At 61.5% G+C, this 17477-nt stretch carries 10 protein-coding genes; 6 read left to right on the forward strand and 4 right to left on the reverse strand.

The features are described 5' to 3' along the window. Nucleotides 1-14: 14 nt before the first annotated feature. Genes EQV96_RS19165 through cbiE form a run of 3 tightly spaced genes read right to left on the reverse strand, consistent with a single transcriptional unit; the run spans nt 15 to nt 3041 of the window. The gene (locus EQV96_RS19165) at nt 15-743 is read right to left on the reverse strand and encodes a cobalt-precorrin-6A reductase (protein ID WP_240882254.1); all 729 of its coding nucleotides are present in this window, start codon (nt 741-743) and stop codon (nt 15-17) included. Next, a complete protein-coding gene (locus EQV96_RS19170) occupies nt 740-1837 on the reverse strand; it encodes a cobalt-precorrin-5B (C(1))-methyltransferase (RefSeq protein ID WP_095025273.1) in 1098 nt (365 codons plus the stop codon). Before EQV96_RS19170 ends, EQV96_RS19165 begins: the two co-directional genes overlap by 4 nt. Continuing rightward, nucleotides 1830-3041 (reverse strand): precorrin-6y C5,15-methyltransferase (decarboxylating) subunit CbiE, encoded by a 1212-nt coding sequence (cbiE, locus tag EQV96_RS19175; protein ID WP_095001019.1) that lies wholly within the window; start codon nt 3039-3041, stop codon nt 1830-1832. The genes EQV96_RS19170 and cbiE overlap by 8 nt, the downstream gene beginning before the upstream one ends. Nucleotides 3042-3229: 188 nt before the next feature. On the opposite strand from cbiE, the gene EQV96_RS19180 reads away from it, so the two are divergent. The 6 genes from EQV96_RS19180 (at nt 3230) to cobJ (ending at nt 16746) form a co-directional block, all read left to right on the forward strand. Beyond that, nucleotides 3230-8449, forward strand: a complete 5220-nt coding sequence (locus EQV96_RS19180; RefSeq protein WP_240882255.1) for a DUF6543 domain-containing protein — start codon at nt 3230-3232, stop codon at nt 8447-8449. A gap of 96 nt (nt 8450-8545) precedes the next feature. Then, nucleotides 8546-12310, forward strand: a complete 3765-nt coding sequence (locus EQV96_RS19185) for a DUF6543 domain-containing protein (protein ID WP_240882256.1) — start codon at nt 8546-8548, stop codon at nt 12308-12310. Between the two features lie 90 nt (nt 12311-12400). After that, entirely contained in the window at nt 12401-13732 is a 1332-nt protein-coding gene (gene cobG / locus EQV96_RS19190) for a precorrin-3B synthase (protein ID WP_276616879.1), read from the forward strand. Beyond that, complete coding sequence (locus EQV96_RS19195) at nt 13725-14351, forward strand: precorrin-8X methylmutase (protein WP_016783380.1); 627 nt, start codon at nt 13725-13727, stop codon at nt 14349-14351. Before cobG ends, EQV96_RS19195 begins: the two co-directional genes overlap by 8 nt. Next, on the forward strand, nt 14351-15082 hold the full coding sequence (locus EQV96_RS19200; RefSeq protein WP_086798974.1) for a precorrin-2 C(20)-methyltransferase: 732 nt from the start codon (nt 14351-14353) through the stop codon (nt 15080-15082). Before EQV96_RS19195 ends, EQV96_RS19200 begins: the two co-directional genes overlap by 1 nt. After that, nucleotides 15079-16746, forward strand: a complete 1668-nt coding sequence (gene cobJ / locus EQV96_RS19205) for a precorrin-3B C(17)-methyltransferase (RefSeq protein ID WP_240882257.1) — start codon at nt 15079-15081, stop codon at nt 16744-16746. Before EQV96_RS19200 ends, cobJ begins: the two co-directional genes overlap by 4 nt. An 81-nt stretch (nt 16747-16827) precedes the next feature. Here the strand turns inward: cobJ and EQV96_RS19210 are convergent, their stop codons facing one another. Further along, a complete protein-coding gene (locus EQV96_RS19210; protein ID WP_095001023.1) occupies nt 16828-17424 on the reverse strand; it encodes a MarC family protein in 597 nt (198 codons plus the stop codon). Nucleotides 17425-17477: the final 53 nt, after the last annotated feature.

Below are 17477 nucleotides of genomic sequence, written 5' to 3' on the forward strand. Positions count from 1 at the left end.
CAGCTTTTACACATTCACAAATAATTCCCCTGCGCCAACCCTTCCATCAGCTCCTCGACCGTCCGGAACTCCCGATCCACCTGCGCCAGCGTCGGCCGCTTGAGGATCAACACCGGCACTGCGCGCTCGCGGGCAACTTGCAGCTTGGGTTCGGTGGCGCTGCTGCCGCTGTTTTTGCTGATCAATACGTCGATGCGCCGTTGTGCAAACAACAGGCGTTCGTCATCGATGAGGAACGGCCCGCGTGCGCCGATCACGTCGCAGCGTGCAGTGCCGGGGTAAGCGTCGAGGGCGCGCAGGGTCCAGAACTGCTCTGGCGGAATTTCGTGCAGGTGCTCCAGCGGCTCACGGCCCAAGGTGAACAAGGGGCGCTGGAAGGTGGCGAGCGCTTCCACCAGTTCGCTCCAATCTGCCACTTCACGCCAGTCATCGCCCGTCTGCGCCACCCAGGCCGGGCGGCGCAGCGCCCAGCACGGGATGCCACTGGCAGCAGCAGCGAGGGCCGCGTTATGGCTGATTTTCGCCGCGTAGGGGTGGGTGGCGTCCAGCAGGATGTCGATGCGCTGTTCGCGGATGTACTGTGCCAAACCTTCAGCGCCGCCATATCCGCCCACCCGTACCTCGCAGGTCAGGTCCGTCGGTACCCGGCCAACCCCGGCCAGGCTGTAGACATGCTGCGGGCCCAGGGTACGGGCAATGGCCAACGCCTCGGTGACGCCGCCCAATAACAAAATACGTTTCATGCAAAGGCTCCGGCGTGACCGACAATCCCGCCCTGGCGGTCGATGGCAAACACTTCGACCTGTACCTGGGCCGGCACCACGCTGCGGGCAAAGTCCAGAGCGTGCTGGCACACCGCATCGCCCAACGCGATACCGGCCGCACTGGCCATCGCCAGGGCTTGCTGGCTGGTGTTGGCCTGGCGGATGGCCTCCTGGAGTGGATGGTCGGCCCCGATATCCGCTGCCCATTGGGCCAGTTGCGGCAGGTCGATGCTGGAGTGGCGACTGTGCAAGTCCATATGCCCGGCGGCCAGTTTGCTGATCTTGCCGAAACCGCCGCAAATGCTCAGTTTATCCACAGGCACTTTGCGCAGATGCTTGAGCACTGCGCCGACAAAGTCGCCCATTTCGATCAGGGCGATTTCCGGCAAGTTGTAGACCCGGCGCATGGTGTCTTCGCTGGCATTGCCGGTGCAGGCGGCAATGTGCAGGTAACCGTTGGTCTTGGCGACGTCTATGCCCTGGTGGATAGAGGCGATATACGCCGCGCAGGAAAACGGCCGCACGATGCCGCTGGTGCCCAGGATCGACAGCCCGCCGAGAATCCCCAGGCGCGGGTTCATGGTTTTCAGGGCCAGGGCTTCGCCGTCCTGTACGTTGACAGTCACTTCAAAGCCACCGCCGTAACCCAGTTCGGTTGCCAGTTGCTGCAGGTGCTCGGTGATCATTTTGCGTGGCACAGGGTTGATCGCCGGCTCGCCCACGTTCAATACCAGACCCGGGCGGGTTACGGTGCCGACACCTTGCCCGGCAACAAAGCCAATGCCCGGTTCCGGTCGCAAGCGCACCCGTGAATAGAGCAGTGCGCCGTGGGTCACGTCGGGATCGTCGCCGGCGTCCTTGATGGTGCCCGCTTCGGCGCCGTCTTGCCACAGACGGCAGAACTCCAGGCGCATTTGCACCTGTTTACCCTTGGGCAAAGTGATTTGCACGGCGTCGTTACACACGCCGCCCAGCAGCAGGCGGGCAGCGGCCAGGCTGGTGGCGGTGGCGCAGCTGCCGGTGGTCAGGCCGCTGCGCAGGGGGGCGGGTTGTTCGGCAGTTTCGTCACGCATCGAGAGGCTTGGTCATGTCCAGAAGGGTAATCGGCAACGCCTGACGCCAGGTGTCGAATTCACCCAGGGGCTGGGCCTGGGCAATATGGATGCGGGTCAGTTCGCCGCCGTGGCGCTCGCGCCAGCTCATCAGCAGCATTTCGCTTTGCAGGGTGACGGCATTGGCCACCAGCCGCCCGCCGGGCTTGAGTCGCTGCCAGCAGGTGTCGAGCACGCCTTCGCGGGTTACGCCGCCACCGATAAAAATCGCGTCCGGGGGCTCCAGACCGTCAAGAGCCTGGGGTGCCTTGCCGCGAATCAGTTGCAGGCCGGGCACACCAAGGGTATCGCGGTTACGTTCGATCAGTTGCTGGCGGCCTTCGTCGGCTTCAATCGCCAAGGTGCGGCAACTCGGCCAGGTACGCATCCACTCGATGCCGATCGAGCCGCTGCCCGCGCCTACGTCCCACAGCAATTGGCCTGGCAGTGGCGCGAGGCGGGCGAGGGTTACGGCGCGCACATCGCGCTTGGTCAACTGGCCATCATGCTCGAACGCGCTGTCGGGCAGCCCACCGATACGTGACAGCGGCCGGGCGCTGGCGTCGGCCAGGCAATCGATGGCGACCAGGTTAAGCGCCGCGACGGGCGGGTCACTCCAGTCGCAGGCGCGGGTGTCGATCCTGCGTTCAGCCTGGCCGCCCAGGTGTTCCAGCACCGTCATGCGGCTGGGACCAAATCCCTGCTCGCTCAGCAGACGGGCGATGATGGACGGGCTGCTGCCATCGTTGCTCAGTACCAGCAGACGTACACCGCTGTGCAGGTGGGCATTGAGGGCGACGACGGGGCGTGCCACTACCGACAGCGTGACTACGTCCTGCAGGGCCCAGCCCATGCGTGCTGCGGCCAGGGAAAAGGACGATGGCGCTGGCAGCACCTGCATTTCATCCCGCGCTACCCGTCGCGCCAGGCTGGCGCCGACACCAAACAGCATGGGGTCGCCGCTGGCCAGTACGCAGGTCGGCGTGTTGCGCAGGGCCAGCACTGGGGCCAGTGAAAACGGGCTCGGCCAGGTCTGGCGCTCGGCGCGAATGCAGGCGGGCAGCAGGTCGAGCTGGCGCTGGCTGCCGATTACGCGGGTCGCGCCCAACAAGGCGCGGCGCGCATTTTTGCCCAGCCCGGCAAAACCGTCCTCACCGATTCCCACAACTGTTAGCCAGGGCGACATGCCGATCCTCTTGATAAACGCCGGGTTGTTCCTCCGCTACCGGGCGAAGGCCCTGCGGAAACAGGTGCGCATGATAACGCGCCTTGCCCTGCACCAGAGTTCATCTTTACAGGTGGTAGCCGGTTAATGCCGTTGTACCGGAGATTCGGGCCAAGATTTGCCTTCCGTGGGTTCTGAGGCAGTCGCCAGTGACAGATGATCAGCTTGAGCCGGATGACTGGCTCGCCGCCATGCAAACAGGGTATCTGGACAACCTGGCGCGGCTCGATGCCGCGGGGCAACTCACGGCGCAAGAGTTTATCTGTCTGCAGCAGGTCATTGCGGTGCAACCGCAGCATGTCTATGCCCTTGAGCTTGGCGCGGACAACGCCCCGGCCGCCGATCTTGCCGGCCATTTCATCGTAACCCGGGCAGACAGCAACCCGCCGGGCGCATTCCTGTATTCCCCTCTCGGTGGATTGGAGCGCATCGCCAATTCAACCGCGCTGCGCATAACCCTCAAGCGGCGTCTGGCCGACCCGCTGGTACGTGACACCTTGCTGCGCTTTATGCCGATCGAGGTGCGTGAAGACCTGAAAAAACTGCGCTCCCTGAGGATCAGGCGGTGCTTGATTGAAGGTCGGGTATTTGAGCATCGCACACGCTCGTTGCAGGATCTGCGTTTGCACAACCTTGAGTTGTTGAGGGCGCGCCTGCTCGATCTTCCGTCCCTGCGCGGGGTGCTCAATGCCCAGCTCACGCTGGCCCTGGAGCACGAGTTCCAGGGGTTGGGCCTGTCTGCTCAGACGCTGCAGGTCAACAGCTATGCGATGGCGACGGCTGGCAGCCAGCCACCGTTGTCGAGCATGAGCCTTCTGGATCTGGCACTGGCGTACCTGGGCAAAGGCGAGTGGCCGGGTAATCACATCCGCGAGTATCTGAGCCCGACCGTAGCCTTCGATGCAGCTCAAGCACGATCACCCTCGCTGGATGTGCGCATGTACCAGTTGGTCAGGGAAATTGTCGGGGGCATTCAGGCCGTGATGCAGCAGCAACTCGAAGCCTGGTGGTATCTGGACATAAAAGGGTTGAGCCTGAGGGTGCTGGCTGTTCAGTTTATGGGCGACCGGTTTTTCAATGGGTTGTTACAGGCTCGTCACGAGGGGCGGATTGATCCCGTGCAGTTCGATGCACTGCTGGCTGTGGGGCGCTCGCGCCTGAATGATGATCGATATGCCCATGGGCAATGGCGGCCCGCCCGCCTGTCATTGCTGGGGCAGGGGGGCGCCAGGGTAGAACTGGCCGGGCTGTTCAGTGTGTCTGTACCGGTCTCCACTCCCGAGCTGTTTTTGTTCAGCGAACAGGCTGCACTTGAGCGCTTTGACAATGACGAGACGCTCAAGGGCCAGGTGCTCGCACGGCTCAAGGAGCCCCGCGACAGAGACAACCTGCTCGGTCATGTGTCACGCGATCAGCGGCCGGTATTGCGCCTTATGCTTGACCCGGTCCTGAGTGTCGAGACCATCGAGGGTGATCTGTTCGAAAACCGTGTGCGCTCCATCATCGACAAGCAGGCGCGGGATTTTACCTTTCTGCTCGGTGCCATACGTGGCAAGGACTGTAATGTGAATGCCGTGGTGGATCACGGGCTGGATGTGCGTGCGCTGCTCGATCCACGCTTGACGGAGCCCAACCAGCAAGGGCGCTGGAGTACCCGGCTGGCGCTTGATGGCCCGGCGACAGCTGCGGCTACGGCAGGTGACAGCGCTACGTTACCTTTGATCCAAAGCAAACTGCAGGTGCTCAACGGGCAGGTAGCCCTGATGCTGCTGGGCCGGCCCGAGCTCAGGGGCTTTGCCCACCGACGGCTCAAGCAGCATCTGGCGTCGCCTGGTTTGAGCCATTTGATCCCCGGGGATCTGGTGCTGCGTATTTATGGCACCGCGACCTTGCGCAAGCAGTTGGAGCCGTTGCGGGTTATCCCGCTGGTCGATGCGTTGCTGGATCGGGTCACAGGCTGGAGTCCGCTCCCGGTCGATGGCGCGCGAATACGTCTTGGCGTGCAAAAAAACAGCCCGGACATCAAGCCGATCCATTACCCCGATGGCGCAGCCGTCCTGGCCTTGCTCGACCACGCTTCTGAGGGCCTCGTTGCGCAATTCATGCAGCAACTGCACGGGTTTTACTATATGGGGATGGCCGCATTGGCGGGTTCGGCCGTGATTAGCCGATTGGCCCGGTTCCGGGGCTCGGCGCTGCGTTACGAGGCATTCTTCAGGCAGATGGACGGGCGCCTGGACAGTAACGGGAGTGCCATTGTCAGGGCTGTGCTGGAGCATTCGACTTACCTTGCACGACGGGCGCTCAACGGGTTTATCCCCGATGTCTGCGAGCTGGCGTTAACCCTGCCGGGCAGACGCCCAAGCATCACGCTGCGCAACTGCCTTGTGATGACCGGGCGCGGTGGCACTGACAGCGTCAACTCCGGGCAAGCCGTCTTGTGGACGGCAGCCTGGAGCCTGGAATGTTTCGATTCACTGGCATCATGCCTTGAGACCTTGCAGGCCCGCTTGCGGGATCGTGTTGAACAATGGCATCTGTTGCGCTGTATCAGCTTGCGTGAGCGCGAAAGGGTGCAGGCCGCCGTTGATGTGAAATGGACTGCCAGCGTGATCGACACCGACTGGCTTGAAGCCTGCCAGCGCCGGGAGACAGAAAAACACCTCAGTGATATCGGCTTCCTGCTGGAGCGAGGTGTGGTGCAGCAGGTGTCGGCACCGGAACTGGTCAACCAGGTGGATTGCTACTGGTCGGAGCAGGCGCAGTTCAATGTTGACGCAACGCTCGCCGCCGCCCGCCAATGGCAGTTCCGTGAGGGTTTGCCTGACTGGCTCAAGCACGCTGCGGCCAGTGACCAGCAGGCCTACGGTCGGATCCTGCTGCGAATTCAACAGGCCGGGAGCGAGGGGTATTCGCAAGACGTGCCCGAGCTGCTCGACTATGCCCGCGAGCGGTTGTTGGCACGCTTGAGGGCTGACTTTCCGGGCGTGGCAATTGACCCGGACAAGGTCGAAATCAGCGTGGTGCAATACAGCGGACCGGCTGGCGGAGAGATCGCCGGAGGCGCGGCAGTCTCCAGGCTGAGGCGATCGCTGACGTATTTTGCCCTGAGTCATTTTTTCAATGTGCACTCTGGCGTGCGCAGCTATCGCTCACTGGGCGAAGAACCTTTGCCTGCGGGGCTGGATGACCACTATGTGAGTGAGCTGGTGCGTTCGCTGGATCTTGGCGAAAGCTATCAGGCCCTGCTGGTCGAAAAGCTCACCCCGGGCCATGAGGGGGCTGCACGGCGTCAGGGTTTGTTCTGTCAGCAGCTGCCTGCGCAGGTGCTCGAATACGCGCTGCAAGCCCGAATCAAGGGCGCATTGAGCCAGACGGCCCATGATTTCGTTGAGCATGTACTGAACAGCCCGGACGCCAAAGCCCGCGAACGCTTCAAGGGCATCGAGCTGGTTGTGCGGCCACTGGCTTTTTGCGCCGTAACCGGTCGTCATCCCGACCGGGCGCAGGGCATGTACCTGATTGGTCCGGCTGCTCTGGATAGCGGGCCGCAGGTGTTGTATGTGCTCTACGGCAAGGGGCCTGCGCTTCGAGAGTACAGCAGCCAGTCCGATTTTCTGCATCGGTTGCACGGTTCTGGAGCCTTGCAGGACGAGGTGCTGGAGCGGCTGGAACCCCGGGTTCGTAAAATTTATGAATATGGGGGATTTCGCGAGCCGCATATCGGCTATGTCGATCCGACCTTGAGCTCGCCGCAGGTGGCCAATCCTCCCGCCAGCCTCGATCCCGGTCAGTTGACCGGTAACTGCCTGAACAGGTTGTACGTCGATACCCTCAATGTGCGGCTGGCCCTGGCTCGTACCCAGGCCCGCAGCGCAGCGCAGGCGGACTGGGCTTCCCTTGTGTATCTGCTGTCGCTGCTGGCGGACACTGCTTTGCTGATTCTGCCGGGCAAGCTGAGTGTGCCCTTGATGATCTGGCAGGCCCAGACCAGTGCACAGTCAGCTGTTCAGGCCGTGGCAGATGATCGCTGGGGGCAGGCTGTGTTTGATTTTGCCACGGCGTTGTTGATGATCGCGGGTAGCCATGGCGCACTGAGGCGCACAACCGGGGAACCCCACGTCGTTGCTGCCTTCGAGGCCCCTCTGGAGACCATGACCCGTGAGCAGCAGGCCAGCTTGCGGCCCTATGCGGCCAATCATGTGTCGTTGAATAACCTGCATGAAGACACTGGCTCCGGGTTGTTTACTGACCCCGAGTCAGGCCACCGCTTTATCGTTCTGGACGGGCAGGTGTTTCAAGTCGCAGCCTGGCAGGATCGATGGCGTATTCATATTGGTGAAGACCGCGATGGCCCTCTGGTCAAACGCAGCCCCCATCAGCGCTGGGTACTCGATCTCAAGGAACCGTTGCCAGGCGGTGGTCAGGCACTGGGCACGCGGTCGGGTACATCGGGGAGCGTTTCGTTTGGCCGGGAGCACACAGTTACGGTCCTGGGCATGCCTGCCATCGAACGTCTGCAGCCACGCAAGGCCCAGGTGATTCGGGAGGCGCACGAACAGGCTATTCGCTATCTGACTGATTGCAGGGAGCATCTGCAATCAGTCGGCTCCGCCAGCCAGCTGAATGCCCAGACCCGGCGCTTTCTTGCCAGGGTGTTCAGTGTGAGCCAAGTCGACGACCCCTTGCTCGACAAGCTCAAACGCATCGTCGACAAACTGCTGACGGCCCTGCAATCCACCGAGTTTTCACCACAGCACTCCAGCCGCTACGGCTTGTACTCACCGCCCAACCCGCGAGAAGTGGCGCGAGTTTCTTCGCTGGGCAGCGTGATCAAACGCAAGACCGTGCTTTTTTCTCAGGGTTACTTCGCCTCGGCCGACGAGATTTTCAGCCTGTCAGTGATGGGGGTGGACGGCCGCGAGTTCGACCGGGTCAAGCATTCGACGGCCACCATTCTGCTCCATGAATTCAGCCACCTGGTCATGGGCACCATTGATATCAATTATCTGGGTGTAAGCCATCCCTTCGAAGAGTTGCTGGTTCCCGAGCGTGACTGGGATGGTCAGATACGTACGCTTAAAAGGCAGATGCAGGATCACCGTTATCGTCAACTGACCACCGAAATTCGCAAGGCAGATCTTTTCAAGGAGAAGTACAGCAACCGGCGCAGTTACCTGCCCCTCCCTTTCAAGCTGGCACACAGCTTGATCCACAAGACCCGCAGCAAAAACATCGAAGAGGTGCGTGACCGGTTTTTCAGTGACCCGGTGTTTCGCGAGAGGGTGATCCTGATGAATGCCGACTCTCAGACGTTGTTGATTACCTGGCTCGGGTACTTCAAACCGGCAACTGTCGCTGTCGTTTGATCCCCCGGAAAGTGCCCGGGTATCTATGTAGTGCCGTTGTCGTCCGGGGGCGCGATAGCGTGTTGTGCATTGTCCGCAAGCGAAGAGAGATCACCCATGAAGGCAATCACTTCCACATTTAATTCCGGCTCTGCATCGAACGAAACCTTCAATGTCCGCCCGATGGCTGCTGGCAACGGCGGGCAGGCCGAGGGGCTGGTGATGCAGTTAATGAACATCGCTTCCCAGGTTGATGAATTGTTGCGGCCATGGCCTGCACCGTTTTCGTATGCGTATTCAAGGCTGGTGAAAGCGCTGGCCCGCGCGGGGCATGACGTGCTGGAGCTCGACCGTATGCGGTTACGGGTCGCTGGCTTGCGTGAGCCGGTGTCGCTGATGGAAGCATTGTTGCAACAGGTCACCGGACTACAGCCGCTGCCGCGTGATCCCGAAAGAATAGAGGCGGGCCTGCACTTGCTGGATACCCCGGATCTCAATCCGCCCAAGCCACTTTCAGGCAGTGAATTAATCAACGTCATGGATCAGGCCGCAGCGGGGTTTTTCCAGGGGTATGTCAATCAGCTCCGTGCGTTTTTCTATACTCCGGCCCCACCGCCGAGGGCCGATACGTTGATCGACAGGCTGTGTACCCTGAGGTTGGCGATGCTACGGGCCGAATTGCAGCTGATGCAATCGGGCAACCGGCTTTCAGCGGCGGACCTGGCGGTGCTGGGCGCGGTGCTGAGCCAGCCGGTGAGCACCCGGCGTCCAGCATTGGCAGGGTTTGTTCCCGATGTGTTTGCCATTGCACTATCAATCAATGGCGCACAGGCCGGGCTGGATATCGTCAACTGTCTGTTGTTCACCGAACGCGGTGGTCAGCAGCCGGCAACTGCCGGCCGGGCCATATTCTGGAGCCCGGATTCGGGGTTCGAAGGCTTTGCGTCGGTGGGCGAGTGCACCACCCAACTGCAAGCCCGCCTGGCGGACAAGGCACGGCGCTGGGAACTGCTGAGCCATGTCAGCACGGGCACGCAGCCGCAGGTTACGGCCTGGCTGGACAGCACCGCTAACGGGAAAATTGGCGGGCTTCAATTCGAACGTGTTGAACACGACTTTGTCCGAGAGACCCAGCTACGGGCTATTGCCAAGGTGCTGGCGGACGCCGGCTTTGCCTGCCGTACGGCTCAAGCCATCCCCTTGTCGGCGCAAGCCTTTGAAAATCTTATCCACAGTGAACTGGTACAAGGTCGGGCAGGGCTGGTGTTGGAACCTGTGGTTGAAATGGCGCGCCTGCAAGCGTTTGAGGCGGCAATACCGCAGTGGTTGAAAAACGCCTCGCAGGCAGACAAGTTGGCTTATGCCGGGTTGTTGCAGCGCTATCCAGGGGCAGGGCAGGAACAGCAAAACTACCTGCATGATATCCCGCCGCTTGCCGAGTACGCCCGCGCGTTACTGAAACTGCGTCTGGAGCTCGACTTCGCGGGGCAGGCGCCAGACCCGGATGCGATCGAGGTGGTGATCGACACCTATGTGCCTTCCCCGGTACCGGTTGGTAGCACGCCCTCTTTTTTGCCAGCGGCGACGACGCGCACTGTTCAGACCCTCACGCAATTTTCGCTTAACGGTTTTTACCGGCTCAATGCAGGCGCGATTTCCTTGCGAGTCCCTAATGGCAGTGCGTTGCCGACGGCCTTGAATGCGACGTATGTAAAACGACTGACCCGACAACTGGAAATCGGCGCGCATTACCGTGCTTTGTTGCAAGACAAGCTGGCGCCCGGAAAACCGGGGGTGACCTTGCGCCAACAACAATTCTCCGAGCAGCTCTCGCTGCAGGTGATGGAACAGGCCCTGCGGGAAAAACTGATCGACCCTGGCCAGGAGATGGCGTATCGGTACATACAGCAGGTCATCAACATGCCAGATGGAGCGGCCCGCCTGACGTTGGACAGAATGCCGATCATCGTCCGGCCATTTGAGCTGGTAGCCGAGCCCGAAGCCGATCCTGATCGGGCCAGGGGGCTCTACATCATTGGGCCTGTGGAGTCAGGCGCCGGGCCGCAGATCCTGTGGGTCAACTACAGCGAGCGCTTTACATTCAAAGCGTACAACAACGAAGCCGCCTTGCTCGACGACCTGCGTATCAACACGGACCTGCAAGCGCTGGTGCTCCAGCGTCTTGAGCCCGAGGCCCGTAAAACCTACAACTATGGCGGTTTTGTGGAGCCCCATATCCCGCAGTATGTGGACGCGTCCCTCGGCAGTTTCATGCTCAGGCCGGCCCCCCCGACCCTGGCGCCAAGGCCCATCGCGGGCAATCTGTTTGAACAGTTGTATGTCGACAACTACCACCTGTTGCTGGACATGGCCGCCGCCCAGTCGAAGACCTCCGCCGAAGCCGACTGGGAGTCATTCAAATACCTGTTTTCGTTGATTGCATCGACTGCGTTGATGTTTTTGCCTGCCAGGCTGAGTATTCCCATGGTGGTCTGGCAAACGGCGGGTTTTGTGCAGCAGGGTTTCGAGGCCGCGCAAAAAGGCGAGTGGGGTGAAGCCGTGGCTGATTTTGCCTCGTCGCTGGCACAGATAGGCAGTGGTTATCTGACACTGCGCCAACTGAAAACAGTGACTCCGACAGTCTTGCGTCAGCCGCAGTCCGAAGTGGCGGTGCACCTCACGCCTGAGCAGGAGATCGGCTTGCAACCCTTTCAGGCCAATGATGTGGCCTTGCTGGAGCTCAAGCAGGACAGCCTGACCCGGTTGTACCGTCACCCGGGCACAGGTCTTCACTATGTGCTGCTGGGCGGGCATGTTTTTCAGGTGCAGGCCTGGCGCGAGCGCTGGCGCATTTTTATCGGAGAAGGCCGCGAAGGGCCGCTGGTAGAAATCAACGAACGTGAGCATTGGGAGCTTGATCTCAAGGAACCGCTACTGGGGGGCGGCCCTGTGCTGTCGACCACGGCTTCGATATCCGACCGCCTGACCCATGAGATGCAGGCCATCGGCATGGCCAGCATTGAGCGGCGCTTTCCTGACAAGGCACAGGCCATTCGCGAGGCCCATGCCCAGGCCGTCACCTACCTGCAGCGCAGTCAAAGCGCCCTGCACACCTTGCTCGAACCGGGGACGCAGAATGCCCGGAACCGAGCGTTGATACAGACGTTCTTTGATGTGGAACACGTTGATCAGCCGTTGCTTGACCGACTCAATGAAACGGTCGGGCCCCTGCTTTCGAGGTTTTTGCATCCCGATCTGTCGCCGCTGACTTCCAGTAAATACGTGGTCTGCCGCTCCCGGTTCAACGACAAGGCCGTCGCCTGGATACACCGCTGGGATTTGCACAAGCGCCTGTACTTGAGTGAGCATTTTTTCAGCACTCTATTTGAAACACCCACCGCCTTGAGCCAGGCGTTTGTGAAAGCCACCCAGCCACCTTTCAGGATCAACGTGCATTATCGGGCGGCCTTTATGCTGCATGAGATCAGCCATCAGGCGCTTGATACCGAGGACATCAACTATCTGAATCCCGGCTTTCCTTACGAGGACCTGCTGGATGAATCTACCCCCCTGGGCAGCCAGATCAAGTCGTTTAACCAGATCGTCCAGAGTTGCCATTCACCCTATATCTCGACCGAGCACCTGTTTCAGCAATTTGATCCTGAAGAGCGCACCTGGGCGGATATACCCGCTAACCCGGGCAAGGCCAAAATCAAGGCGCTTAGCGGTGTCAGGACCCTTGAGCAAGCGCGGCCGATCTTTAAACACGATGCTCGTAAACGCATTGACCTCATGCTGGCCAATGCCGATTCCGTGGTGTTGTTGATCACCCGTCTGGGCCGGGATCATCCACAACTGCCCGAGGTTAATACACGGGAGTAGTCATTCCGTCCGGCAGGCTTTTCATGCACTCGCCCAAAGCAGGCATAATGCGCGACCTGCAATAGCGTATTGCCTGCTCTGGATAGCTCCTTGAACTTGCCACCTGAACTTTCTGTCACGACGCCTGTGCGCCCTTCGGCTTGCCCGGGGTTACTGCGTATCGTCCAGGCAATGGATGGCGGTATCTGTCGGGTCAAGCTGGATGGCGGCGCGATTAACGCCGATCAGGCTCGCACGGTGGCAGATGTGGCTCAGCGGTATGCCAGTGGTGTGATCGAAGCGACCAACCGTGGCAATTTGCAAATCCGTGGTGTGGGGCCGCAGCACAGTGCATTGATTGCGCCCTTGCTGGCGGCCGGGCTTGGGCCTGCTACTGCCGCCAGTGACGACGTGCGCAACTTGATGCTCAGCCCGAGTGCCGGCATTGATCTGCAGATGCATATCGATACGTGGCCGCTGGCCCGGCAGATACTGGCCAGCCTGCAAAGCACGCCAAGGTTCACCGAGCTGTCGGCCAAGTTCGCCGTGCAACTGGATGGCGGCGAGGCCCTGGCCATGCTGGAGCATCCGCATGATCTGTGGTTGTCGGCATTTGTGCGTAATGGCCAGACGCTGTTGGCTTTTGGCCTGGCCGGGTGCCCGGCGCACGATTGCGCGTTGGCAGCCGTACCCGTGGAGTACGGGCATGAGCTGGTGTTGGCCGTGCTGATGCAGTTTCTGGATCTGGCGCGACCTGAGCAAACCCGCATGCGTCATCTGCTGGAGGAGGTCACCACTGAGTCATTTGTCGGGCAGCTGGCACAGCGAATCAGCGTGGCACTGTTGCCTGCTGGCGACTGGCAGTGCAGGACCATTTCGGCGTCCATGCACCTTGGCACTTGGCCACAGCAAGCGCCTGGTCGGGTCTATATCGGCGGGGCGCCGGCACTGGGGCGGCTGGATGCGGCGATGCTCACGGGGTTGGCCGAGCTGGCCGAGCGCTACGGCGATGGCACTTTACGGTTCACGCCATGGCAGAGCGTCTTGTTGCCCAACATAGCGGCCGCTCAGGCCGCTGCGGTGATGAGCCAGTTGATGGTGCTCGGCTTGATCGTAGAGGCTGGCAACCCGCTGGCGCATCTGGTGGCCTGTACCGGCTCCAGTGCCTGTGCCAAAGGGCTGGCCGACACGAAGCAGGATGCCCGTCAGTTGGCCGCGTTGCTGCCAAAGCCTTTGAATATTCACCTGACCGGCTGCCAGCGCTCCTGCGCGGCAGCCCACGTCGCGCCGGTCACTTTACTGGCCGTGGCGCCCGGTCATTACGACCTCTATTTACGCACCCCGGAGCACGCCGGTTTCGGTGTTCTGCGCGAGCGCAATCTTACAATTGAAGCGGCGGGCGCCTGGCTTGAGGCCCGCCAATGGAGCAACACCGATGATTGATTACATCCGCGATGGTCAAGAGATCTATCGCAATTCGTTCGCCATTATTCGTGCCGAGGCCAACCTCGACAGCATCCCGGCGGACCTCGAAAAACTGGCCGTGCGTGTGATCCACGCCTGCGGCATGGTCGATGCCATTGAAGACCTGCGTTTTTCGCCGGGTGCCGGCAAGGCCGGGCGTGATGCGCTGGCGGCAGGTGCTGCCATTCTGTGCGATGCGCGGATGGTTTCCGAAGGCGTCACCCGTACCCGTTTGCCAGCCAACAACCCGGTGATCTGCACCCTGCGCGAAGAAGGCGTACCTGAGCTGGCGCTGGAGAAGGGCAACACCCGTTCGGCGGTGGCCCTTGAGCATTGGCGCCCGTACCTGGAAGGCAGTGTGGTTGTGATCGGAAACGCGCCCACCGCGCTGTTTTACCTGCTGGAAATGATCGATGCCGGCGCTCCCAAGCCGGCACTGATCCTGGGCTTCCCGGTGGGCTTTGTCGGCGCCGCGGAATCCAAGGCCATGCTTGCGGCAGACAGCCGTGGCGTGCCGTTTGTGATCATGCAAGGCCGCCGTGGCGGTAGTGCGATGGCGGCTGCGGCCGTCAACGCCCTGGCCACGGAGATCGAATAATGGCGCAACCAGGACGTTTGATCGGCTTGGGCGTAGGCCCCGGCGACCCTGAGCTGATCACGGTTAAAGCCCTGCGCCTGCTGCGCGAATCGCCGGTGGTGGCGTATTTCGTGGCCAAGGGCAAGAAGGGCAATGCGTTCGGCATCATCGAAGCCCATCTGCAAGACGCGCAAACCCAGATGCCGCTGGTGTACCCGGTGACCACCGAGGTGTTGCCGGAGCCGTTGTCCTACGAACAGGTGATCAGTGATTTCTACGATCAGGCTGCGGTTGAAGTGGCCGTGCATCTGGATGCCGGCCGTGATGTGGCAGTGATCTGCGAAGGTGATCCGTTCTTCTACGGCTCCTATATGTACCTGCACGACCGTCTGGCCCAGCGTTTTGAAGCACAAGTGGTACCGGGCGTGTGCTCGATGCTGGGCGGCGCTTCGGTATTGGGCGTGCCGTTGGTGTATCGCAACCAGAGCCTGTCGGTGCTCTCGGGTGTGCTGCCCCACGAAGAACTCAAGTCGCGGCTGGCGGTTGCCGATGCGGCAGTGATCATGAAGCTGGGGCGCAACTTTCATAAAGTGCGCGAAGTGCTGGGCGAGCTGGGGCTGGCCGAGCGGGCGTTGTATGTCGAGCGCGCCACCATGAGCAATCAGAAGATCGTGCCGCTCAATGAAGTGGAGCCGATGTCTTCGCCGTATTTCTCGCTGATTATCGTCCCAGGCGAAAGGTGGCAGGGTTGAGTCGCCCGGCACCGGCCATTGTCATTCTGGGCAATGGCAGCCTGGACACTGCACGCCGTATCCAGCAGTTGCTGCCCGGCGCTTCTGTCCTCGGGCTGGCAGGGCGGGTAGACGGCGGTGATCGCAGTTACAGCGATTTCGGCGACACCCTGCGTCAGCTTTATCAGCAGGACACACCGATTATTGCGCTATGCGCTGCGGGTATTGTGATCCGCACGCTGGCGCCGTTGCTGCTGGAAAAAGGCGCCGAGCCACCGGTACTGGCGGTTGCCGAAGACGCCAGCGCGGTGGTGCCGTTGCTGGGCGGGCTGGGCGGGGTGAATGATCTGGCGCGGGTCATTGCGGCGGGTCTGGGCATTGCTCCGGCGATCACCACCAGCGGCGAACTGCGCTTTGGCACCTGTCTGCTCAATCCGCCTGCGGGCTATGTGCTGGCCGATCTGGAGCTGGGCAAACGCTTTGTTTCGGACCTGCTGGCCGGCGAATCAGTGCGTATCGAAGGCGATGCGCCGTGGCTGGCGCGGGCGCAACTGCCCGAAAGCGGGCAGGCGCGTCTGGCGATCCATGTGGGCAGCGCCGAGCGCCTGCCAGTGGCAGACGAGTTGCTGATTTATTCGCGCAATGTACTGGCGCAGGTGTGTGCCGAGGTTTCGCCACAGTCAGTCCTCGAATCGTTGTACCAGGCCGGGCTGGCACGTCAGTCGCTGGCGTGCATCGTCGCACCGGAAACCTTGATGGCCAGTGCAGCGCTGCGTGAAACGGCCCTTGAGCTGGCGGTGCCGTTGCGGTTTGTGGGCAGCGATGCAGCGTTGCTGCCTGTTGCCTGGTGTGAACCGGGCAATGGCGTGGTGCTGGGTGTTGCCGCGGCGCCGCTGGAACCTGAAACGATTGGCCGGGCCCGTGGCCGTCTGGCTGTAATTGGCCTGGGCCCCGGCGCTGCCGAACTAATGGTGCCTGCGGTCAAGGCCGAGCTGGCGCGGGCCAATGATGTGCTGGGTTATGAAACCTATGTGCGTATGGCTGGCCCGTTCCGCGACGATCAGGTGATGCATTGCACCGATAACCGCGAAGAGATGCAGCGCGCCCGCCACGCCTTCGAGCTGGCGGCGCAGGGGCGTTCGGTGGTGGTGGTGTCTTCGGGGGACCCTGGGGTTTTTGCCATGGCCGCGGCCGTGCTCGAAGCCTTGCATGAGTCTGTGGACCCGCAGTGGCACAGCGTCGATCTGGAGATCCTGCCGGGTGTGTCAGCTTCACTGGCAACGGCCGCGCAGGCCGGGGCGCCGCTGGGGCATGACTTCTGCGTGATGTCGCTGTCGGACAACCTCAAGCCGTGGAGCATTATTGAGAAGCGTCTGGACCTGGCTTGCGAGGCGGATCTGGCGTTGGCGTTCTACAACCCGATTTCCCGTTCACGGCCATGGCAGCTGGGCGTTGCGCTGGATATCGTCAGGCGCCATCGCACGCCGCAAACGCCGGTGGTGCTGGGTCGTGACATTGGCCGTCCGGGCCAGACCCTGCGCACCCTGACCCTGGGCGAGTTGACCCCGGAGCAGGTGGATATGCGCACCATGGTGCTGGTGGGGTCGTCGACGACGTGCACCTTTGCCCGTGCTGACGGCATGCAATGGGTGTACACGCCGCGCTGGTATGGCGAAAAACCCTGAGCCCTGTGGGGGCGAGCCTGCTCGCGAAGCGGCTGTCAGAGCCTTTCGCGAGCAGGCTCGCTCCCACAGTTCTATGTGTTTTCAGGGGACCATATAGCCCCTGATCCCGGTAAAGATGATCTGGGCTGCAAGGGCGCAGACAAACAGGCCCATCAGGCGGCTGACGATCTGCAAACCCTGCTCACCGAGAATCCGTTCGATGCGGTTGGACAGGTAAAGCACCACGCCCACCGTCAGGCTGGCCAGGGCAATACTGACAATCGCCATTAGCTTGTCATCCCAGTGGGGCTGGCTGACACCCATGACCAGCAACGCACCGATCGTGCCGGGCCCGACAGTGAGCGGGATGGTCAAGGGCACAATCGTCACGTCCTGCTGCACATTGTCTGTTTGCACCGCAGACTTGCCTTGGGCCATGCCCAGCGCCGAGATAAACAGCACGCTGCCGGCACCGATGCGGAATGCATCGACGGTGATGCCGAAGACGCTGAAGATCGTGCGCCCGAACAGGTACAGCAATACACTGGAGATCAGCGTGGCCAGGGCCACTTTCCAGGCCAGCCGGCGGCGTTCCTTGTTCGAGTAACCCCGGGTCAGGCTGATAAAGCACGACAGCACGAAAAACGGGCTGTAAAGCACCAGCATCTTCAAGTACACACTGAACAGCACATGGAGCATGGTCTGAGCTCACATCGATAGGGGGCGCCGAAAGTCTATCAGGGGGATTGGCT

Origin of the sequence: Pseudomonas sp. TMW22080, from assembly GCF_022496745.1 — a bacterium.
GTDB lineage: Bacteria > Pseudomonadota > Gammaproteobacteria > Pseudomonadales > Pseudomonadaceae > Aquipseudomonas > Aquipseudomonas bubulae.

Excerpts from the sequence above, each read along its gene's own strand:
- EQV96_RS19170 (WP_095025273.1), bottom strand. The coding sequence starts at position 1,837 with ATGCGTGACGAAACTGCCGAACAACCCGCCCCCCTGCGCAGCGGCCTG.
- cbiE (WP_095001019.1), bottom strand. The coding sequence starts at position 3,041 with ATGTCGCCCTGGCTAACAGTTGTGGGAATCGGTGAGGACGGTTTTGCC.
- EQV96_RS19210 (WP_095001023.1), bottom strand. The coding sequence starts at position 17,424 with ATGCTCCATGTGCTGTTCAGTGTGTACTTGAAGATGCTGGTGCTTTAC.
- EQV96_RS19195 (WP_016783380.1), top strand. The coding sequence starts at position 13,725 with ATGATTGATTACATCCGCGATGGTCAAGAGATCTATCGCAATTCGTTC.
- EQV96_RS19165 (WP_240882254.1), bottom strand. The coding sequence starts at position 743 with ATGAAACGTATTTTGTTATTGGGCGGCGTCACCGAGGCGTTGGCCATT.
- EQV96_RS19200 (WP_086798974.1), top strand. The coding sequence starts at position 14,351 with ATGGCGCAACCAGGACGTTTGATCGGCTTGGGCGTAGGCCCCGGCGAC.
- EQV96_RS19185 (WP_240882256.1), top strand. The coding sequence starts at position 8,546 with ATGAAGGCAATCACTTCCACATTTAATTCCGGCTCTGCATCGAACGAA.